Source organism: Nitrospira sp. (assembly GCA_035968315.1).
In the GTDB taxonomy this organism is placed as follows: domain Bacteria; phylum Nitrospirota; class Nitrospiria; order Nitrospirales; family Nitrospiraceae; genus Nitrospira_D.
The window spans coordinates 325,033-345,432 of sequence record JAVYIN010000005.1; the positions used below are offsets into that span (position 1 = coordinate 325,033).

Genomic DNA, 20,400 nt, shown 5'->3' on the forward strand with positions numbered 1-20,400 from the left:
GCGCGGCCGAAACACTGCCTGTCACGGCATCAGGAACCGTTTGCCGTGCAACGCATGGAAAGAGACGAGTTGGGGCGGGTGGTATGCCGTCGTCCCGCTCACGCAGCGGATTTACGGGACGCCGGCACTCCGGCCGCCAAGCCGCTCTCCCGGCTCTACTCGGCGGCGCCGGTTGCGCCGCGGCGGCTGGTTCTGCTTGCCGCTGATGGATGGTTTCGTCCCAAGGACTTACTTTCCTGAGCCGCGACGCGTGAGCGCGTGTCCGGTCCAATGCCGAATCGGGCCATAGACGACACTTCGAGTCTGATGGTTTCGATGGAAGGGGAATTGTCCACAAGATTGGGATCGGTCAGCCCCAGCATTTCCCAGCGGATCTTCGGTTTATGGACGGATCGGTTCTTCTTCTTGGTCGTCTTGCCGCTTTTCCAGACGGACGAAATCTTCATGGACATGCTCCTTCTACAGGGCCGTAAGATATGCGCCAGGGTGATCCCTGGGCACACGACGGAGAAACCGGAGTCGATCACCATGCAGGATGCCTCCTCGCGTGAATGGCACGAATAACCATTCAACAGGAGTCGGCATAAGCGCCGCTACACTACGGCGACTGTCGCGCAGAGACTGGGAGTGACAAGGGAGAGCGCGAAGGGAGGAATCTCGCTCGTACGAAGCCATACCCTATCATGGGCCTGGGTTGGAGTCAAACCGAGGCCGTGGGGGCTGCGGTTCTTGCGTGATGCCGGCGGCGGCTTACGAAGGCCGCGCGGATGTGGTTCCGGAATAGGAGGCCGTGCGCAGTCCAGAGGCGAGGCCCAGCAGATACAGACTGTAAATGAGCCATTTGGAAGGGTCGAAGTCGTACCAGTGAGGGCCGTTGCGATAGTCGCTGGGATACATGTGGTGGTAATTGTGGTAGCCCTCTCCGAAGGTAATCAGTGAAACCAGCCAGCTATCCCGGCTGGAATCTTTCGATCCATGCGGCTGACTCCCCCAGAGGTGGCAGATGGAGTTGATGCAAAAGGTGGAGTTCAAGACGGCGAACGTCCGGCCCACTCCCGCGAGAAGAAAGCAGCCGATGCCGCCGATGAGCCCGTTGGCCATGAATCCGATGAGGAAGGTCATCGCGAGTCCGGCCAGGACGATGAGGGCATAGTACTTGTGTTGCCAGATGGCGACAGGATCTTGCGCGACGCGCGAGGCATACTGGATATCATCATGCTTTCGCTCCGCGAAGAGCCAGCCGCAGTGGCTGTGCCAGAATCCGAGCTGGGCGTTGTACGGATCGGCTTCTTGATCGCACTGGGCGTGATGGCGGAGATGGTCGGCGGTCCATTTGATGGCGCTGTTTTGCAGAGCCCAGGCTCCGGCGATGAGGAGGGCCCCTTTGACCCAGTTCGGGCAGTCGAAACTGCGATGGGACATGAGCCGGTGATAGCCGACTGTGATGCCGAGCCCGCTGACCATGTACAGAATGCCGAAGAGCGTCCAGTCGAGCCAGGAGTAGTCGTAGAAATAGGCGTAAGTCGGAATGGCCAGCAAGGCGCCGGCCACAATGGAGAGAAAGAGCACCACGGTCCAGCCGACGTGATAACGGCGGGCCAATCGAATGGGAACTGCAGTGGTGGTCATCGTGATGTGTCCCTTTATATTTCCCGATTACGATAGCACAGACGGATACAGATGGCGACTACTCTAGCGCGTGATCCGTTGTGAAGAGCGGAGCACGTTCTTTTTTCAAACTGTGCAAGAGGTTGACGGCTGAACGGTCATGCTGTATGTTGTGGATACATTGGTTTCGCAGTAGTCCGGCGAGGCAATGTTCACACCATAACGGACTTCGCGATCGCATCGCGACCAGGTCCAGTCTGGAGTTGCACCCTTCGTCGGTTGTTTCTCCCCTCGGTTCTCTGATCCCGTCATAATGCGATCAAACTGAAAGGATAGTGCAGTGGATACGTCTGTTCACGAGAATTTTCATGCTCTGGGCTTGTCTGAGGCGTTATTGGGCGACCTCGTCAAGGCCGGGTACACCTCCCCAACTCCCATTCAAACCCAGGCCATTCCGCCTGCAATGGCCGGCCGGGATGTCATCGGCTGCGCGCAGACCGGAACGGGAAAGACGGCGGCGTTCGTCATCCCGATTATCGAGCGATTGGCGGTCTTGCCGAAAGGCCAGCCGCAAGCGTTGATTCTCGCGCCGACGCGCGAACTGGCGCTGCAGATTCTGGCCACCATCGAGAAGCTTGGCGCCGGCCGCCGCATTTCCGCTACCGCGATTATGGGTGGCGCCGATATGCAGGCCCAGGTGCGCGGACTCCGGCAGCGGCCGGACATTATCGTGGCCACACCGGGCCGGTTGCTCGATCATATGTGGAACGGCACGGTCAATCTGGCGCCGATCAAGATCCTCGTCTTGGACGAAGCGGACCGGATGCTGGATATGGGCTTTGCGCCGCAGATCAATCAGATTCTCGATGCGCTTCCGGAAGAACGGCAGACCTTGCTGTTCTCGGCCACGCTGCCGGCGGATCTCACCCGCCTCGTGCAGGCGAGCGTGAATAATCCGGTCAAGGTGATGGTCACGCCTTCTGCCACGACGGCGGACGGCGTCACGCAGGCCTTGCACCATACGACCCATGACGGCAAAGCCGATTTGCTGGTGGCGCTGCTGGGGCAGGAGCAGGATACGGTGCTGGTCTTCACGCGCACGAAGCATCGCGCCGACAAGCTGGGCCGGGTTTTGGACCGGGTCGGGCACAAGGTGGCGGTGTTGCATGGCGATCGGAGCCTCTCGCAGCGCCGGGCTGCGCTGGAAGGCTTCAAGCGCGGGACCTTTCGGGTCCTGGTGGCGACCGATATCGCGGCCCGAGGCATCGATGTGGCCAATATCGGCCATGTGATCAATTTCGATTTGCCGAATTCTCCGGAAGACTATGTGCATCGCATCGGACGGACCGCCCGGATGAAGACGACCGGACGGGCCACGAGCTTTGTGACGGCGGAAGATTCGCTGCAACTGCGGGCCATCGAGCAGCTGCTGGGGCATGCGGTTCCGCTTGCGCCGGGGAGTGCGAGTCCATCGTTGAGCTCCCATGCGCCGAGGGGGCTGCAGCGCTCGGGCCGGCCGGCGCAGGGGCGTCCGTCTGGGCAGCGAGACCGCCGGTACGCCGGGCATGGCGCGCCGCGAGGCGAGCAGCCCGTTCAGCGCACGACGGGAAATTAGCGAGGGGCCTCGAGATGGATCGCTCGCTCGCTCATTCATTTACTTTTAGAAGAGGATGTTATGCCTGAGACGCAAAGCCCATCGGCCACTAAAGGAACCTCATGGATCAGGATCCCGGATGGGACCAAAGTGCGGTTGCGGACGGACAATCAGGAAGGTGTCGTTGATGGGCTGACCGAGCTGGTCAATGGCCCCGGTCGAAATCCCGACGGGCGTACGCAGTACCGGATCAACCTGGGCGATCAAGCGCGGACGCTGGTCGTCGAGGACGATCTGTTCGTGCTGGTGGATGCCGAGGGATTGGTCTTGATGCTCAAGCAGAAAGTGGAATTTCGCCGTTTTATCACGCAACGGCTGCGCGGCGCGTTTGGGGCGGATCGGTTTGTGCGTCCTGCGTAATCACGCATGAGGAGGGGGCCGATGATCTCGGTCCCCTCGTCGGCGTCTGGCTAAAAGAGAGGGGCTTGCGGCCCCCATCGGAGTCCTGCCAAATCGGGGTCTTCCCCTTCGGGCGTCGTCCCACGGACATCTTTTTCGTTCTTGCGAATAATCCGCTTTTCTTCCTTTTCTTTCCGCTTGGCCTGAATCGATTTTTCGCGATCCCGCTTGGCCATGGTCGTTTTGCCTGGACGTGCGATGGTGACCTCCTTGGTGATCTCGTGAATGCCGGCCCTGTGGCGTCTTGCTCGAATCCCCGTCGGCTTGCGGCGGTCTTTCCTAACGGCTCTGATGCAGGAATCTCACGTGCATCAGTGTGATGCGGATGGCGGCTGCATCATTACGTCGGTCATGTGAAACAACACGCGGAAGACCTGGAGCGGGGCGAGAGGGATATTCCCGTTGCGTGATTGTTGTTTCACAGTACCATGAAGGGCTGGTTCAGTCAAAGCGGCACCGAGCCTCTTGGGCCGATGGGAACGACGACCGATCGGCCGATGCGCAGGTCTGGCAGAGAACAAAGAGGCGAGACGTCGGTTGCTAGAAAGCCGCGGAGCCCCGATGGGCAGGCTTCTGCAGGGAAGGGTGCGCCGCTTCCGCCAGCTGGCGCCGCTGTTCGTCCGATCGGAGGCGAATTTTGAAGATCACTCGCCGGCTCTTGCCGCGGTCAACGCCTGTGGCCGGATCGTAAATGAGGTCTTGCTTCCCGCGTCCGCTGGCCGATGTCATACGCTGGAAGCAGGCGGCGACCGACGGAGCGTCACGCTCGATCACGTCGAGTCCTTTCACCATCACCCGGAAAGACCGCTCCTGGCTCAGCCGTAAATTCACGGTGTCCTGGCCAAGGTCATCGGTGTGTCCTTCGATCACCACCGAATCGACGTGGCCGCGGAGCGAACCGCACAGTGCGGCGGCGTACCGGGGCATCATTTCCTGAAGAAAGCGTTCGGCGCTCTTGGTGAGCGTGCTCTGGCCGAATTCGAAGTTGAGCAGATCGTCGGGTATCACGATGTGCATCAGCAGCGGGTCGTGCGGATCGGCGTCTACGGACAATCCGAAGGGCTGCAAATGCCTGTGCAGGGCACTGCGGACATCCGGCTCCAGGACTGTGGCACGGGCCGGTGTCGTGACCGTTTCCGCTCGCGGGCCATCAGCATCCGATGGCGGCGCGAGGGAGGCCGCCAGGAGCAGGATGAAGATGATGGCAAGCGAGGTCATCAAGTCCATGAGGCCGTTAGTCGTGGTGTGCGAGACGACGGACTTGTGCGAAGTTTCGTTAAACGGCATCTCGACGCTCCTGGCGGCCGATGCGCGCATCGGCCTGATGATCGAGTCTCATGGGCGAAGCCCTCGTCCGGCGGCGTGGATTTTTCTGAACCATCCTGGCTGTGGAGTGGGAGACGGAGCGTGGGTGAGCTCGCGCTCGCTGTTGAGCCGTCCCGTCAGTTGATCGATCAGGTGGTTCACCTGGGTCGTGGAGGCATAGTGCTGCTGTTGCTGCGTATTCAAAATGTCGGTGAGCCGTTCGACGGTGCCGGTGAGGCCTTGTATCAGCGGAGCTAAGTTGTCTGACAGGATCTGCACAGGATCGGACTCGCGCGAGGGCTGCGTCGAGAGCAGGTGCGTGCGAAGGTCCTGGGTCAGCGTGTGCATCGCGTCCGTCATGGTCCGGATCGGCTGCGTCAGAGCGTCCGTTGGTAGGGACGATTCCGCGGAGTGTCGGACGAATTGGTTCGCGTGCGGTTCTCCCTGGGAGAGGCCGTGCAATCCTTCCAACAGTTGTTCCAGTGTTTTTCGCGGGAAGAGTTCATCGAGGTGGTGCATACAGGTCTGGTGAGCCGCGAGCAGCCGGAACATCGCCGGTTTTTCAATGAAGGTGAACAGGTTGGCGCACAGCAGCCCGATAATGGAGGTCAGAAATTTTCCAGCCAGGCCATTGATCAATCCTTGAATGCCGACGATGGTGTGTCCGTCCGTATGGAGCTGGAGCTTGCTGAGCCCGATCAGGAGGGCGACAAAGGTCAAGAGCAGGCCGAAACCGGTCAGGAGCGCGGGAACCTGGCCATACCACGCGAGGTTGATGCGGCTGCTGAAGAGTGCGTCCAGCGCGAAGAGGTCCTGCGCGGCGCGGGAACTGAATATGCGCGGTTCGACATACCAGGGTACCTGTTCGGTGACCAGGGTTTGCCGATACCGGTTCCAGGCTTGCGCGAGGAGGGGCTCTTGCCGAAAGGCGGTATCGACTCGTTGAAGGTCTTGCCCATCACGATGATTGAGCTCGGCAACCGGCCCGTTGGCGCTCATCGTTCGGCGATGGTGCGGGAAGCGGGACGTGGCTTGGCGCTGGCGTTCTTGCACCAAGGGCGCCAGCGTCTCACCGAGCCGTTGAAATGGCTGCCGGGCCTGTGCGGTGTGGCGGGAGAGCTGGATGATGTGCCAGGCAAAAAAGATGAGGAGGCCGATCGAGCCGAGCCAGCTGAGCAGCGGCGCGTGCAAGGTTCCGAGCGGGGCGACGTCTTGGGTGAGCCGGTCGAAGAATGAGGAGGTGTTCATTCCCGCTGTGATGTCCAACTTTCGTGCCACCGATGGCGCGCTCAAATAGTACGCCGAATGGGCTATGTGTCTTCAGCGCCGATTCTCTGCTTGTGTGGGCGGGAAGAATGTGCCGGGCACTGGGCACCGAATGCCAGGGGAAAAGGCGGTGGGAGTGGCCTGCATCTATTGGCGCATGGATTACGGGATGGTACTGGCAAAGAGGATGCGAGGCCAGAGGCTGGCTGATGTAGAGGGAAGAGGAAAAGGGGTGGCGTGGAATAGCCAGAGGCTATCCCACGCCGAGCTTGTGTTGCTTACTTGGGCGGCGCGAATGCGGCGGCTTCTTGGCCTTCGACGACGGGTTTCAGGTAGATTTCGACCCGCCGGTTCTGGCTGCGGCCCTCCGGTGTCGTGTTGGCGGCTTTCGGCTGAGATTCTCCACGGCCCTCCGTCAGGACGCGGGTTTGATGGACGCCGGCGCTCAACAGCTGTGCGGCGACGGCCTGCGCCCGTTGTTCCGAGAGCTGTTGGTTAAAGGCGGCGGTTCCCTGATCGTCGGTGTGGCCGATGACATGGACGGCGGTGCTGTCATACTGCGTGACCACACCGCCAAGTTTTGCCAAGACGTCGTGAAAGGAGGATTTTATCTCTGTGCTGCCCATGGCGAAGGAGGCTTCGCTTTTGACGTCAACCTGGATGCTGTTGTCAGGAAGCTTCTTGAGCTCGACGTCGTGGGATTGGAGTTCCTTGGCAAGCTTCTCCTCGATGGCCTTCTTCTGTTTGTCCATGTAAAGACCGACCCCACCGCCGGCCAGCACTCCCACCGCCGCGCCAATCGCCGCTCCACGCCCCCGATTCTTCTTGTCGATGGCGGCTCCTGCCCCTGCGCCGACTACCGCGCCGATCGCCGCCCCGATCTTCGTCTTCATATAGGGGTCCTCTTCCGCGCAGCCGGTTAGGATCAGGCCGCTTGATACACTGAGTGCAATGATTCGATGGACGTTCGTCATATCCTCTCTTCTCCTCTTGGCTTGTGCGAGACTGACTGGATCGTCGGTCTCGCGGGTAGAATAATACACTCGGCTATGCGGAGCTAGTCGTAGAGGCCTCTCACTGTCAACTTTCGTCATAGGAGGGTTATATTGGGAGGGTCCATGCGTCAAGGCCCGGGTTCCTTGGAGGAGTCCGGGCCTTGAGGGAAGGTCTATCCAGTTCGTCGGAGAATAGTTACTTGATCGCCACCGCCTTGACTTCTTTAAAGGTGGTGTGACCCTGTAGAACTTTCTGAATCCCGTCTTGCATCAAGGTCGTCATCCCTTCTTCGAGGGCCGCTCGCAACATATCTTCGGTCCGGGCCTTTTCTTGGATCATCCGTTTCATCTTATCCGATCCGAGCAGGAGCTCATGCAACGCAACCCGCCCTTTGAATCCTGATCGGTTACAGGTCTCGCATCCTTTTCCTCGGGTCAAGCGGAAGGTATTGTCCTGTTTGATGCCGAGTTTGTCCCAATATTCTGGCCCATAGCCTTGCCGGATTTCCTCATACTCTACCGGACTGCCCACATATTGTTCCTTGCAGTCTTTGCAGACCCGGCGGGCCAACCGTTGCGCGAGGACGCCGAGCATGGCATCGGCAAAACTGAAGGGATCGCAGCCCATGTCCAGAAGACGGGTGACCGTTTCCACCGCGCTATTGGTGTGCAAGGTGCTGAGCACCAAGTGGCCGGTCAGCGAAGCCTCAATGCCGGTATCGGCGGTTTCCTTGTCTCGCATTTCACCGACCATGATGACGTCCGGGTCGGCGCGGAGAAAGGCGCGCATCGCGGCCGCGAACGTGAAGCCGATTTTGGGCTGGACTTGGACCTGGCGCAGTCCGTATTGCGTGATTTCGACGGGGTCTTCCGCGGTCCAAATTTTAATGTCCGGAGTATTGATGTTGCCCAGCACGGAATGCAGCGTGGTCGTTTTCCCTGATCCGGTCGGTCCGACACACAAAATGATGCCGTAGGGTTTTGTGGAAATGTCCTTGATGCCTTTGAGGTTGCGATCCGAGAACCCCATCTTGTCGAGCGGCAGAGGTTCGCTGGCCGCCAGGATACGCATGACCACGTCTTCGTTGAAGCCCGCGGTGGGCAGCGTGGCGACGCGGAGTTCGATCTCCTTGGTTTCATTCAGCTTGAATTTGATCTTGCCGTCCTGCGGTTTCCGCCGCTCGGCAATATCCAAACTCGCCATAATTTTGAGGCGGGAGACAATGGCGCGCCGGTAGCTTTGCGGAATCTTCATGTATTCGAAACAGTCGCCGTCGACCCGGAACCTGACCAGTGTTTCGCGCTTTTCTCCATAGGGTTCGATGTGAATATCCGAAGCGTTCTGGCGATAGGCGTCGGCGATGATTTGGTTGGCCAGACGCACGATCGCACTGTCATTTTCATCCAGGCCGCTTCCCCCAGACGCATCCTCCATCGCCTCAGCCTGGGCCTCGGTGACAAGTTCGCCGAGAATGTCGGAGACATTTTCGTCAAGTTTGCGGCCCCCCCCTGTATCGCTCTGCCCTGTGGCGGAGGCGAGGAATTGGGCGATGTCGCGGCGCAGGCTGACGGCAAAGCGGATATTGAGCCCGGGGAACGTGCGTTTGATGTCCTGGACGCGGTCCAGATCGCCAGGGTCATCGGTCAGAATTTCAATCGCCGTGCGATCCCGCTTGAGCGGCATCCAGTGGTTCTTTTTCAAGTAATCGACGTTCAGATTTTTGAGCAGCTCAATATCGACGAGGGTGCGTTCGCTGTATTCGATGTAGGGACATTTGAAAAATTGGGCGAGCGATTTCCCCAGGTCGAGTTTGGGGACCTTGTACTTTTCGATCAGAATGCTTTCGAGGTCACTCATCCCTTTGCGGGACTCCGCGAGGGCGTTCTCAAGATCATTTTGGGCGATGCGGTTATTTGTGACGAGGAGGTCGAACTTGGTCGGATTCTTTTTGGTGACTTTTCGGAGGTTGAAAAAGGCGATGCCCAGGGCTTTGGCGATTTCGGCGACCGACTCCTCATCCTTCCTGGTAAAGCGGCTGCCGCTTTTCTTGTTCAGGAGCTGGAGGACGCCCATCAGATATTTATTGTCGGCAACGATCGGATAGGTCAGGACCTGTTTGGTCTTAAACCCGGTGCTTTTGTCATAGGAGGTGTCATGAAGCAGGGCTGGATGGATGCTTTGGAGCTCGGCCAGATTATAGGCATCGGCGATATTGACGGGGCGCAGGTATTTGGCGCAAAAACCGGCGAGGCTTTGCTCCGAGATGGGAATACGGACTTCTTGGACACCATCGACTTGCAGGACTTTGGAAAAGATTTCTTTTTTTTCTGAGTCGAAGGCAAAGAGTGTCAGGTCTTCGGCGTCGAATAAGCCAAGAATCTCTTTATGCAGGTCGAGCAGAATGTGATCGAGGTCGGTGGCCGCGTTGATTTGAGTCGTAATCCGTTTGACGTGCTCGGCATGCTCGGCTTTTGGCTGCAGTTCTTGAAGGTTTGGCGTCATTGGATTGCCTGCGTCCCGGCAGTTCTGTTTCGCTCAGCGTTGTGAACCAAATGGGCGCGTGGTTCGCGTCATGAGCAGCCGGCTTCCCGAAGAAGCGGCGCAGATTGCTCAATGAAGGTCAGTCTAGCCCAATGGCATGGGAAGGCAAGGAAAAGACAAGTTTATTCAAGCAGGAATAGGACGGTGCACGAAGGACTCACCGGAAGAGCGGGCGGATAATTATGGCTGGGGATTGGTCGCAGGGATTGCGGCGCGGAGATGCGGCAGCAGTTCAGCCGGCGCGATGCGAGTTTTGATTCCGGATCGACGGATTTTGACTTCCACGACGCCTTCCGCCAATCCTTTGTCGCCAACCACGACTTGGAAGGGGGCGCCGATGAGATCGGCATCGTTGAACTTGACGCCGGCGCGGTCTTCCCGGTCGTCCCAGAGCACTTCGAATCCGCCCGCCACAAGGTCCGCATAGATCGCGGCGGTGGCTTCTGCGGTCTTGTCCGATTGGCTGACCGGGATCAGATGGACATGGAACGGAGCGATGGGGAAAGGCCAGATGATGCCGCGCTCGTCGTGATTTTGCTCGATCGAGGCGGCCGCGGACCGGCTGACCCCGATGCCGTAGCAGCCCATGACGGCCAGACATTCCTTGCCCTGCGGATCCAGGAACGTGGCGTTCATGGCCTTGCTGTACTTTGTGCCGAGCATGAACACGTGCCCGACCTCGATGCCTTTGGTCGCTTTCAGCGTGCCGTCCTGTCGAGGGGAGGGATCGCCGGCCTGTGCGTTGCGGAGGTCGAGGACCTGGTCGGCCTTGAAGTCGCGCTCCCAGTTGGCATCGACATAATGCGTGTCGAGGCGGTTGGCGCCGACGACCACATTACGCAAGGCGGGAACGGCATGGTCGGCAAACATTCGAATGCCTTGTAACCCGACAGGGCCGGCAAACCCGACCGGGGCTCCGGTGGATTTCTCAACGGTGGCCGGACCGGCCAGTTCGATGTCCGTCACGCCCAGCACTTTCTTGAGCTTGATTTCGTTGACCGTATGATCGCCTCGCACGAGGACGGCCACGGTCTCTTTTCCCGTTGTATAGAGCAGCGTTTTGACGAGGCGGGCCGGGGAGATCTTGAGAAAGGCTGTGACCTCTTCAATGCTGCGGCAATTCGGCGTGGAGACGGTGTGCAGGGGCTTGAGGGCATCCTGTTCGGTCTGACTTGGAGGCAGGACTTCCGCCCGTTCGACGTTGGCGGCGTAGGTGCCCTGGTCGCTGTAGACGACGGTTTCCTCGCCGGTATCGGCCAAGACCATGAATTCGTGCGATGAGCTGCCGCCGATGAGTCCGGTGTCCGCCTCCACGGCGCGGAATGTCAGGCCGCAGCGGGTAAAGATCCGGTGATAGGCGTCATACATCTTCTGATAGTTCAGCCTGGCGCCGGCGTCATCGCGATCGAAGCTATACGCGTCCTTCATGAGGAATTCTCGTCCGCGCATGAGGCCGAACCGCGGGCGGATCTCGTCTCTGAACTTCGTTTGGATCTGATAGAAGTTCATCGGCAGTTGCCGATAGGATTTCACTTCCCGGCGGAAGAGGTCGGTGATGACTTCTTCGTGCGTGGGCCCCAGGCAAAAATCCCGCTCGTGCCGGTCTTTAAACCGCAACAGCTCTTTCCCGTAAAAATCCCAACGGCCTGTTTCGCGCCAGAGTTCGGCGGGAGAGGCCATCGGCATGAGCACTTCCTGGGCGCCGGCCTGATTCATCTCCTCGCGGATAATCTGTTCGACCTTGCGAATCACGCGCAGGCCGAGGGGGAGATAGGTGTAGATGCCGGCGGCGACTTTCCGGATCATGCCGGCGCGCAGCATCAGTTTGTGGCTGACAGTTTCAGCCTCACCGGGAACTTCCCGTAATGTGGGGATCAGGAGCTGGGATGTTTTCATGGGTGTTAGCGAAGGAAGAGTCGTTCGATGTCGTTCCAAAAAGCGAAAATCATGACGCCGACCAGCAAGACCAACCCGACTTGTTGGGCGATTTCCCGCTGCCGGTCGCCGAGTGGTTTCCGCAGGATGCCTTCAATGAGGAAAAAGAGCAAGTGCCCCCCGTCCAAAATCGGAATGGGAAGGAGATTGAGCACCCCGAGATTGATGCTGAGGATGGCAATCAGGAAGACCACGCTGGAGGCGCCTTGTGAGGCGGCTTCTCCGGAGATGTTCGCGATCGTCAGCGGTCCGCCGATATTCTTGCTCGAAATATCGCCCACGACCATTTTATAGAGCCCGACCGCCGTCAATTCCGTCCAGCCCCACGTCGCATCGAGTCCCTGATAGACCGCTTGCAGCGGGTTGTTCGCGTGCATCAGCGAGCGGCCTGGGCCGGAAATGCCGATTTTCCCCACCTCGATGGATTGCCCGTTGACGGTGGCTTTTTCGGCTGACGGCGTCACGCTGAGGCGAATGCGCTGTCCGTCGCGAAGGATATCCACTTGCAAGGGTTTGGCAGGATTATCCCGCACAATGGTCGTCATTTGGAGCCAGGTATAGATCGGCTGGCCTTCAATGGCCACGACACGGTCTCCGGCCTGGAACCCGGCGGTCGCGGCAGGCAATCCATGCATCACGGACGTGACCAGGGGGGGCGTTTCTTCGACGCCGATGGTGTAGGCGGTGTCAGCCGTTTCTGAAGGCTGGCCCTGCACCGGCACCGGAGTGACGGTCAGGGGCTTGACCTGGGCATCGCGCTTGACTTCGATCGTGAGGGGTTGGCCCTTGCTTTGCGCGACGGCGTCCAGCAATTCCGTTCTGGTCGAGATGTCTTTCCCGTTGACCTTGGTGATGCGATCGCCGATTTCCATGCCAGCCGATGCGGCCGGTGAGCCGGGAACGAGCGCTTCGATATCGGGACTCAGGTCGCGGAACGTGGGCACGAACAAGGGCGCGCCCGTCGAGAGCCAGCCGGCAAAAATCAGATAGGCGAGGATGAAATTGAAGCCTGGGCCGGCGGCGACAATCAGGACTTTGCCCCATAAGCCCTGATGGGCAAAGGACCGGCGCCGGTCTTCCTGCGTGGTCGCTTCGGTTTCATCTTCGCCGAAGAGTTTCACGTAGCCACCCAAGGGGATGGCGGAGAGCAGATATTCGGTTTCCCCCACTTGCCGGCCAAAAATTTTTGGGCCGAATCCCAGAGAGAATTTCAAGACTTTGACGCCGACCCAGCGGGCGGCCAGAAAGTGCCCCAGTTCGTGGAAGGCGACGAGGACGCCGAGCACGACGAGGAACCACCAGGCTTTTTGCATCAAGATCCAGAGCGTATCGGGGGACCAGGTAAAGGCGGATATCATAATAGTTGGTGCTCAGTGTGAAAGGTTCAGGATCTTAATCTAACATTCATCCGGTAAAAGTCAAAATGACCGGTCAGCGCGGCAAGGCGTGAACCAGCGATTCGGCTTTGTCTCTCGCCCACCGATCCGCATCGAGCGCGTCTTCCAAGGAGTGGATTTCTTTGGGGGCATGCGCGTCCATGGTCTGTCGAATGACCTCGGCGATTTCGAGAAACCGGATGCCTTTTTGAAGGAAGGCCTCGACCGCGATCTCGTTGGCGGCATTCATCGCCGCCGGCATCGTGCCGCCGATCCGCAGCGATTCATAGCCGAGCTGGAGGCAGGGGAATCGTTCGTGATCGGGCTTGCAGAACGTCAATTTCCCCACTTCGGCCAGGTCCAAGGAGGGCAGATCCAGGGGGAGCCGCTCCGGATAGCGCATGGCATAGGAAATGGGCGTGCGCATATCCGGCAATCCGAGCTGGGCGATCATGGAGCGGTCTTCGTATTCCACCAGCGAGTGAATGATGCTTTCCCGATGGACCAGCACCTCGATGCGTGATTCTGGAATGTCGAACAGCCAGCGGGCTTCGACGACTTCCAGCCCTTTGTTCATCAGCGTGGCGGAATCGATCGTGATCTTGGAGCCCATCTTCCAGTTCGGATGCTGCAAGGCCCGCTCGGGCGTGACATCGCGCAGCTGCTCTTTCGTCAAGGTCCAGAGCGCCCCGCCGGAAGCGGTGAGGATCAAGCGGCGGACGTCCTGGAGGCGATGCCCGACCAGGGATTGAAAAATGGCGCTGTGTTCGCTGTCGACGGGGAAGATGTTGACGCCGTGTTTGCGGGCTTCCTCCTGCATGAGTTTACCCGCCATGACCATGGGCTCTTTATTCGCGAGGGCGATGTGTTTGCCGGTGCGAATCGCGGCGAGGGTGGGGACCAGCCCCGCTGCGCCGACGATGGCGGAAATCACCATTTCGGCTTCCGGCAAAGATGCGACGTCCGCGATGCCTTTTTCGCCGGCGAGGATGTCGACCGGGATGCCGGCACAGCGTTGCCGAAGCGTCGCGGCGGCCGCATCATTGGAGACGGCGACGACTCTGGGCTTGAAGATCCGAATCTGTTCTTCGAGTTTGTCGATGTTGTTGCCGGCAGTGAGGCCGGCGACACGGAACTCTTCAGGAAATCGCTGGACGATGTCCAGCGTATTGGTGCCGATCGATCCGGTCGAGCCTAAAATGATGATGGTTTTCATAGCGTCTCCTGCCTAGGGCAGCGGCGAGAGGCCGCGGACCAGCGTGACATAGTAGTAGAAGGTGGGGGCGGTGAACAAGAGACTATCCAGGCGATCGAGCATGCCGCCGTGACCGGGAAGCAAGCCGCCGGAATCTTTGACGCCGACGCTGCGCTTGATGGCTGATTCACAGAGGTCTCCGAGGAGGCCGGTTCCGGTCATGAGGAGGCCCAGGATCAGCGCATCCGCAACGGTCAATTGCGGAACCAGCCAGAACTGCGCGAGCAGGGCGACAAGCAGAGAGAGCGCGAGCCCTCCCGCCAATCCTTCCCAGGACTTTTTCGGACTGATCGAGGGGGCCAGCGGATGTCGTCCCCACAAGGTGCCGGCATAGTAGGCGCCGATGTCGCCGGCCCAGGTGACGAGGGCGATGCACACAATCAGCCATTCTCCCCCGGGCAAGGTGCGTGTTGAGACCAGCGTGCTCAGGGTCAGCCCAACATAGAGCGAGCCAAATACGGCGACGGTCGTGTCTCGAAAACGCGATTCAAGCGGGTTCGAGGACAACAGCATGGCCAGCAGCGCGAGCAGCATGCCCGGCAAGACTATCGCGATGACGGGAACTGTGCCGTGGGGGCTGGCAATGAGCAAGGCGGTCAGGCCGAGAGCGATGCCGAGCAATGCCCGGTTGCGCCGGTCGCCGAAACACATCCGGGTCAATTCGAGCAGGGCCAGCAGGCCGCCGCATACGGCCAGAGCGGTCACGCCCCAGGCGGGCAGGTAGCGGATAATGCCGTAGACAATGGGGATGCCGATGAGGGCGGTATAGACCCGTCGAATGTCGAATCGTTTGGCCGCGGCGGGCGCAGACGGAGCCGGTGTCGGCCGATCGGCAGGGGGATCTACGGTTCCGAGATTGCCCACGGGAATTATGATGACACCGCGCTCAGGACCCGGCCGAACCGGCGCTCACGCCGCTGGTACTCGATCAGCGCCAGGAGAAATTCGCGCCGGCGGAAGTCTGGCCAGGGCGTGGCGGTGAAATAGAGCTCGGTATAGGCGAGTTGCCAGAGCAGGAAATTGCTAATGCGTGTTTCGCCGCTGGTTCTGATCAGGAGATCCGGATCAGGAAGCGGGTGGGTATACAGATACTGCTGCACCAGGGATTCGTCCAGCCGATCCGGCCTGATTTTTCCACTCTGGGTGTCGGCGACGATGCCACGCACGGCATCGACGATTTCCGCGCGTCCTCCGTAGCTGAGGGCGACGGTCAGGTGCATTTTGTCCAAATGGGCTGTTTCTTGTTCTGTGGTTTTCACCCAGTGCCGGGCCGACTCGGGAAGCGCCTCAAGGCGTCCGATTGCGCGGAAGCGGATGCGTTGCTCGATCAGGCTGGCCCGTTCGGTGGAGAGATAATGTTCCAGCAGACCCATGAGGGCTGAGATCTCCTGCATGGGCCGGTTCCAGTTTTCCTGGGAGAAGGCATAGATCGTCAGGTGTTGGATGCCCAGTTCGAGGCAGAGCGTAATCATTTCACGGACGGAATTGATCCCCTCCCGGTGACCGGCGATGCGGGGGAGGCCCTGCAGTTCCGCCCAACGGCCGTTGCCATCCATGATGACTGCGACATGTTTCGGGAGCAGTTCCGGCTCCAATTTGGCGGTCAAATCCTGTTCAGAAAGCTGTTCCAAACCGGGGGATGAAGATGACGGTTGCATGGGAATCGAGTCGGTGTCCTTTCTTGTACAGACACAAGGGCAGGTGAGCAAAGTCTACTGGCGGGGGTACACAATGTCAAACCATATTTAGTAAAAGCCCTATATCTGTCAATGGTTAATAGACGTCGCATTGCGGCTGCGGAAATGAATCAGCTATACTCGGCGCTTGTCCGTCCTTACTCGATGAAGGAACCGATCGATGTCCGATTCCGTTCAGCTTGCCAGATTCGGCATGACAGACCTGGAGGTCCGCCATGCGCTCGACCGGTTGAATGTCCGCGATGTCGATTATGCCGATCTCTACTTCGAGTCACGGGTATCCGAATCCGTGTCCATGGAAGAAGGCATCGTCAAGCGGGCGGCCAAGAGCATTTCTCAGGGCGTTGGGGTGCGGGCCACTGCCGGTGAAAAAACGGGTTTTGCCTATTCCGATGAACTGACCAAAAAAGATTTGGAAATTGCCGCCGATACGGCGCGCTATATTGCGAACTCTCCCAAAGGCGATCGGGGGCTGCCGGTGCCGGTGCAGCGGCGCCCTACGCGGGATCTCTATCCCATCGAGCGGGCCAAGGCGGAAGTGGCCACGGCCGACCGGGTGGCGCTGCTCAATGCCATCGATGCGGAGGCGCGCCGCTACGATCCGCGGATCAAGAATGTGCTGGCGTCCTTTAATACCGAATATAAGATTGTTGTGGTGGCCACGTCCGATGGCACGCTGATCGGCGATGTGCAGCCGCTCTCGCGGCTCCAAGTGACTTGTATTGCCGAAGAGAATGGCAATCGGCAGGTGGGGTCGTTCGGCGGGGGCGGACGGGTCGGGTTCGAGTTCTATCGCGATGAGAGCCGGTATGTGGAATACGCGAGAGAAGCGGCGCGCGAGGCGATTCTCAACTTGTCGGCGGTGGATGCGCCGGCCGGTGTCATGCCGGTGGTGCTGGGCGGAGGATGGCCCGGCATTTTGCTGCATGAAGCCATCGGCCACGGCCTGGAAGCCGACTTCAACCGCAAGAAAACCTCCGCCTTTTCAAGCCTGATCGGCAAACGCGTGGCGTCCGATGTCTGTACGATCGTGGATGATGGGACCTTGCCCTTCCGCCGCGGCTCATTGAACATGGATGACGAGGGCACGCCGACGGGCCGGACGGTTTTGATCGAGAAGGGCATTCTGCGCGGCTATATCACGGATAAGCTCAATGCGCGGCTGATGGGCATTCCGCTGACCGGCAACGGCCGGCGTGAAAGCTATCAAAGCGTCGTGCTGCCTCGGATGACGAACACCTTCATGCTCGCGGGCGAGTCGGACCCCGCTGAGATTCTCAAATCGGTGAAGCGGGGCCTCTATGCCGTCACGTTCGGCGGTGGGCAGGTGGATATCACCAGCGGCAAATTCGTGTTCTCCGCGAGCGAGGCCTATCTCATCGAGGACGGCAAGATTACGAAGCCGGTCAAAGGGGCGACGTTGATCGGCAACGGCCCGGAAATATTGACGAAGGTGTCCATGGTTGGACACGATCTCAAGTTGGATAACGGCATCGGCACCTGTGGCAAGGATGGACAGTCCGTGCCGGTGGGCGTCGGATTGCCGACCCTCAAAATCGATGAAATCACCGTTGGCGGGACGCAACGGTAAGACGATGAGCGACACCCTCCAACAGACGAACGGATATGCGCAGCTGGCTGCCGATGTGCTGGCTCGTGCGAAAGCGTGCGGCGCAACGGAAGCGGATATCGTGGTCGCGGACGGCGAAACCTTTTCCGTGCAAGTGCGGGTGGGCGTCGTCGATCGCTTGAGCAAGGCCCGGGAAAAGCGGCTGGGGTTGCGGGTGTTTGTGGGCAAGCACTCGGCCTGCACCTCGACCTCCGATTTTTCGACCGAGTCGCTGCATCGGCTGGTCGATGAAACCTGTACGCTGGCCAAGGCGGTGGTGCCGGACGAGGTGTCCGGGTTGCCGGATGCGTCGCAGATGGCGGCCGCATGGCCCGATCTCGATCTCTACGATGCGACGAAACTCAATCCCGATCATCAGATCGAGCTGGCCAAGCGGGCGGAGGCTGCCGCGATGGCGGCGGACCAGCGGATCACGAATTCCGAAGGCGCCGATTTCGATTCATCGTCCGGCCGCGTGGTGCTGGGGAACAGTCACGGATTCATCGGGGAGTACCGCAGTTCCAGTTTTTCGCTGGCGGTGTCGCCGATCGCGACGGATCCGGTGAGCGGCGGCATGCAGCGGGACTCCTGGTATGAAGTGCAGCGCAAATTTCTTAAGCTCTCTACGCCGGAATCGATCGGCCAGGAAGCCGCACGGCGCACCTTGCGCCGCCTGGGTGGCCGCAAGGTGGCGACCAAGCGCGTGCCGGTGATTTTCGACCAAGAAACGGCCGGGAGCCTGCTCGGCAACCTCTGTAGCGCCGTGTCCGGCTACGGCCTCTACAAGCGGGCGTCATTTCTGCTCGATCAACTGGGCAACCGCATCGCATCCGATCTCATTACGGTCTATGACGATGGGCGGATGGACGGGGGGCTCGGGTCCCGGCCGTTCGATGGAGAAGGATTGGCGACGCGCAAGAACATGATCGTCGAACGCGGAGTCTTGAAGAGCTATCTGCTCGATACCTATTCGGGCAAGAAACTGGGGATGGCCTCGACGGGGAATGCGTCACGGAGTGTGGGGGAAAGCCCGTCGGTTGGCCCGACCAATTTCTATCTGGTTCCCGGATCGAAAAGTCCGCAAGAGATGATTGCGTCCGTGAAAGACGGGCTCTATGTCACCGAGTTGATCGGGTTTGGCATCAATATGGTGACGGGCGATTACTCCCGCGGGGCCTGCGGCTACTGGATTGAAAATGGCGAGCTGGCCTATCCGGTCGAAGAGATCACGATTGCCGGTAATCTGAAACAGATGTTCCAGGACATCGAGATGGTGGGGAACGATCTGGTCTTCCGCAGCAGGGTAGCCAGCCCGACCCTCAAATTGGCCGAACTGATGGTGGCGGGAAACTAGGGCGAATGGCGGCTAGTCTATGGCTGATGGTTCGGATGCAGGGATGAAATGCGTGCAGGTGTAGCAAGGTGAAATATGGCTGAACCGATCAGAGAGACCATGGTGCAGTATCCGAGCGGTGACGTCACGGTGCGCGCCTATGTGACCGCGCCGCAGACGAAGGAGCGCCGCCCCACGATCATCGTGATTCAGGAATGGTGGGGGCTGAACGAGCATGTGAAGGATATTGCCAAGCGCTTTGCGGCGGAAGGCTATGTGGCGATTGCGCCGGATCTGTACTCGCGGCTTCAGAACGAAGTGGTCCCGATGAGCAATTCCAATCGGGCGGGCGAACTCATGGGCTTGCTCAAACAAGAAGATGGGTTGAAGGATTTGAATGCCACGGTGGCCTATCTCAAGACTGTGCCGGAAGTCGATCCGGCCCGTATCGGGGTCACAGGGTTCTGCATGGGCGGTTCCTATGCCTTGATGCTGCCTTGTGTGAACGGAGACATTAAGGCCGCGGTTCCATTCTATGGGCAAGTGCCGAATCCCGATGCACCGTTAGCGCAACTCTCGGCGCCGGTCCTCTATATCTATGGAGAAGACGACGGCTGGATTACCAAAGCCGATGTGCAGCGACTGGTGACAGCGCTGAAAAAGTACAAGAAGCCCGGTGAGATCAAGACCTATCCGGGTGCCCCGCATGCGTTCTTCAATGATCTGCGGAAAGATGTGTATCGGGCTGCTGAAGCGAAAGATGCCTGGGGCAGAACCCTCGCATTTTTCCAGCAGCATCTCAAAATGTAAGATGGGCAAGAGGCGAGGGGCCAGTGGCGAGAGACCCAGGCGTCCCTCTTACCTCTAGCCGCGTGCCTCTAGCCACTAGGAGTTTCCATGCCGCTTGATGCCGAACTCGGAAAGAAAATGCTCCAGCTGGTCACGTCGCGCTATGACGACCGGCACTGGCGCAAGAAAATTGAAAAGACGCTCAGCCTGCCCCAGTCCGGCGTGCTGGATCCGGTCCAGCAGCAGATCTTCATGTATTTGAAGATCGAGTTGAAGGCCTACAAATCGCGCCGGGCCGATCCGGATGCCTGGATCATCGGCGGCTATGCCACCAAAGAAGTCATCGATCGCGCGAAGTTCCAGCCCCATTTGGTAGGTCCTGACGTCAAGAAAGATGAGGTTGCGTTTCTCGGCACCGATCCCGGCGACGACGTGACCGAAGGCTGGTGGGATGAGATGCTGGTGCAATGGTTCGATATGCCGGAAGAAGAGAAGCCGGCCGAAGAAGAAGGCGGCGAAGCCGCTGATTCAGCGTCAGACTCATCCACCAAGGTCGAATCGAAAGCGTAAGCTCTGCTGCGAACAAGTCTCGCCGGTGGACCGATAGCAAAGCATCGGACTGTCATGGGTCGAGGAT

Annotated in this window: 18 protein-coding genes; 6 read left to right on the top strand and 12 right to left on the bottom strand. The window is 59.4% G+C overall.

From position 1 onward, the window contains the following. Window positions 1-155 precede the first annotated feature (155 nt). Both RI101_05135 and RI101_05140 read right to left on the bottom strand, forming a co-directional pair. Window positions 156-446, bottom strand: coding sequence for a hypothetical protein (locus RI101_05135; GenBank protein ID MEC4889425.1), 291 nt, complete (start codon window positions 444-446; stop codon window positions 156-158). A 304-nt stretch (window positions 447-750) separates the two neighbouring features. Next, window positions 751-1,629, bottom strand: a complete 879-nt coding sequence (locus tag RI101_05140; GenBank protein MEC4889426.1) for a fatty acid desaturase — start codon at window positions 1,627-1,629, stop codon at window positions 751-753. 319 nt (window positions 1,630-1,948) lie between these two features. Between RI101_05140 and RI101_05145 the strand changes: the two genes are divergently transcribed. Together RI101_05145 and RI101_05150 are read left to right on the top strand one after the other, a co-directional pair. After that, window positions 1,949-3,223: a DEAD/DEAH box helicase gene (locus RI101_05145; protein ID MEC4889427.1), complete on the top strand. Its 1,275-nt coding sequence runs from the start codon at window positions 1,949-1,951 to the stop codon at window positions 3,221-3,223. A gap of 60 nt (window positions 3,224-3,283) precedes the next feature. Then, complete coding sequence (locus RI101_05150) at window positions 3,284-3,622, top strand: hypothetical protein (GenBank protein MEC4889428.1); 339 nt, start codon at window positions 3,284-3,286, stop codon at window positions 3,620-3,622. Window positions 3,623-3,672: 50 nt separating this feature from the next. Here the strand turns inward: RI101_05150 and RI101_05155 are convergent, their stop codons facing one another. From RI101_05155 to RI101_05200, 10 genes are all read right to left on the bottom strand, one after another. Continuing rightward, window positions 3,673-3,837 carry a hypothetical protein gene (locus RI101_05155; GenBank protein ID MEC4889429.1) on the bottom strand — a complete coding sequence of 55 codons (165 nt, stop codon included), beginning with the start codon at window positions 3,835-3,837 and terminating at the stop codon, window positions 3,673-3,675. Between the two features lie 364 nt (window positions 3,838-4,201). Continuing rightward, window positions 4,202-4,948, bottom strand: a complete 747-nt coding sequence (locus tag RI101_05160; GenBank protein ID MEC4889430.1) for an OmpA family protein — start codon at window positions 4,946-4,948, stop codon at window positions 4,202-4,204. 48 nt (window positions 4,949-4,996) lie between these two features. After that, entirely contained in the window at window positions 4,997-6,244 is a 1,248-nt protein-coding gene (locus RI101_05165) for a hypothetical protein (GenBank protein ID MEC4889431.1), read from the bottom strand. 266 nt (window positions 6,245-6,510) lie between these two features. Then, entirely contained in the window at window positions 6,511-7,206 is a 696-nt protein-coding gene (locus RI101_05170; GenBank protein MEC4889432.1) for an OmpA family protein, read from the bottom strand. Window positions 7,207-7,423: 217 nt separating this feature from the next. Next, complete coding sequence (locus RI101_05175) at window positions 7,424-9,730, bottom strand: GspE/PulE family protein (GenBank protein MEC4889433.1); 2,307 nt, start codon at window positions 9,728-9,730, stop codon at window positions 7,424-7,426. A gap of 219 nt (window positions 9,731-9,949) precedes the next feature. After that, the gene (locus RI101_05180) at window positions 9,950-11,665 is read right to left on the bottom strand and encodes a proline--tRNA ligase (GenBank protein ID MEC4889434.1); all 1,716 of its coding nucleotides are present in this window, start codon (window positions 11,663-11,665) and stop codon (window positions 9,950-9,952) included. 5 nt (window positions 11,666-11,670) lie between these two features. Next, window positions 11,671-13,062 (bottom strand): RIP metalloprotease RseP, encoded by a 1,392-nt coding sequence (gene rseP, locus RI101_05185; GenBank protein ID MEC4889435.1) that lies wholly within the window; start codon window positions 13,060-13,062, stop codon window positions 11,671-11,673. A gap of 73 nt (window positions 13,063-13,135) precedes the next feature. Then, entirely contained in the window at window positions 13,136-14,296 is a 1,161-nt protein-coding gene (locus RI101_05190) for a 1-deoxy-D-xylulose-5-phosphate reductoisomerase (GenBank protein MEC4889436.1), read from the bottom strand. 12 nt (window positions 14,297-14,308) lie between these two features. After that, the gene (locus RI101_05195; protein ID MEC4889437.1) at window positions 14,309-15,199 is read right to left on the bottom strand and encodes a phosphatidate cytidylyltransferase; all 891 of its coding nucleotides are present in this window, start codon (window positions 15,197-15,199) and stop codon (window positions 14,309-14,311) included. A 5-nt stretch (window positions 15,200-15,204) separates the two neighbouring features. After that, on the bottom strand, window positions 15,205-15,993 hold the full coding sequence (locus tag RI101_05200) for an isoprenyl transferase (GenBank protein MEC4889438.1): 789 nt from the start codon (window positions 15,991-15,993) through the stop codon (window positions 15,205-15,207). A gap of 199 nt (window positions 15,994-16,192) precedes the next feature. Here RI101_05200 and tldD point away from each other — a divergent pair, with 199 nt between their 5' ends. The 4 genes from tldD (at window position 16,193) to RI101_05220 (ending at window position 20,333) form a co-directional block, all read left to right on the top strand. Next, window positions 16,193-17,623 (top strand): metalloprotease TldD, encoded by a 1,431-nt coding sequence (tldD, locus tag RI101_05205; GenBank protein MEC4889439.1) that lies wholly within the window; start codon window positions 16,193-16,195, stop codon window positions 17,621-17,623. Window positions 17,624-17,627: 4 nt separating this feature from the next. Then, window positions 17,628-18,995 (top strand): TldD/PmbA family protein, encoded by a 1,368-nt coding sequence (locus tag RI101_05210; GenBank protein MEC4889440.1) that lies wholly within the window; start codon window positions 17,628-17,630, stop codon window positions 18,993-18,995. A gap of 75 nt (window positions 18,996-19,070) precedes the next feature. Further along, entirely contained in the window at window positions 19,071-19,784 is a 714-nt protein-coding gene (locus RI101_05215) for a dienelactone hydrolase family protein (protein MEC4889441.1), read from the top strand. Window positions 19,785-19,871: 87 nt separating this feature from the next. Further along, a complete protein-coding gene (locus RI101_05220) occupies window positions 19,872-20,333 on the top strand; it encodes a hypothetical protein (GenBank protein MEC4889442.1) in 462 nt (153 codons plus the stop codon). The last annotated feature ends 67 nt before the right edge of the window (window positions 20,334-20,400 follow it).

Coding starts and splice junctions, on each gene's coding strand:
- RI101_05135 (MEC4889425.1), bottom strand. CDS start 446: ATGAAGATTTCGTCCGTCTGGAAAAGCGGCAAGACGACCAAGAAGAAG.
- RI101_05140 (MEC4889426.1), bottom strand. CDS start 1,629: ATGACCACCACTGCAGTTCCCATTCGATTGGCCCGCCGTTATCACGTC.
- RI101_05150 (MEC4889428.1), top strand. CDS start 3,284: ATGCCTGAGACGCAAAGCCCATCGGCCACTAAAGGAACCTCATGGATC.
- RI101_05155 (MEC4889429.1), bottom strand. CDS start 3,837: ATGGCCAAGCGGGATCGCGAAAAATCGATTCAGGCCAAGCGGAAAGAA.
- RI101_05160 (MEC4889430.1), bottom strand. CDS start 4,948: ATGCCGTTTAACGAAACTTCGCACAAGTCCGTCGTCTCGCACACCACG.
- RI101_05170 (MEC4889432.1), bottom strand. CDS start 7,206: ATGACGAACGTCCATCGAATCATTGCACTCAGTGTATCAAGCGGCCTG.
- RI101_05175 (MEC4889433.1), bottom strand. CDS start 9,730: ATGACGCCAAACCTTCAAGAACTGCAGCCAAAAGCCGAGCATGCCGAG.
- RI101_05180 (MEC4889434.1), bottom strand. CDS start 11,665: ATGAAAACATCCCAGCTCCTGATCCCCACATTACGGGAAGTTCCCGGT.
- rseP (MEC4889435.1), bottom strand. CDS start 13,062: ATGATATCCGCCTTTACCTGGTCCCCCGATACGCTCTGGATCTTGATG.
- RI101_05190 (MEC4889436.1), bottom strand. CDS start 14,296: ATGAAAACCATCATCATTTTAGGCTCGACCGGATCGATCGGCACCAAT.
- RI101_05200 (MEC4889438.1), bottom strand. CDS start 15,993: ATGCAACCGTCATCTTCATCCCCCGGTTTGGAACAGCTTTCTGAACAG.
- tldD (MEC4889439.1), top strand. CDS start 16,193: ATGTCCGATTCCGTTCAGCTTGCCAGATTCGGCATGACAGACCTGGAG.
- RI101_05210 (MEC4889440.1), top strand. CDS start 17,628: ATGAGCGACACCCTCCAACAGACGAACGGATATGCGCAGCTGGCTGCC.
- RI101_05215 (MEC4889441.1), top strand. CDS start 19,071: ATGGCTGAACCGATCAGAGAGACCATGGTGCAGTATCCGAGCGGTGAC.
- RI101_05220 (MEC4889442.1), top strand. CDS start 19,872: ATGCCGCTTGATGCCGAACTCGGAAAGAAAATGCTCCAGCTGGTCACG.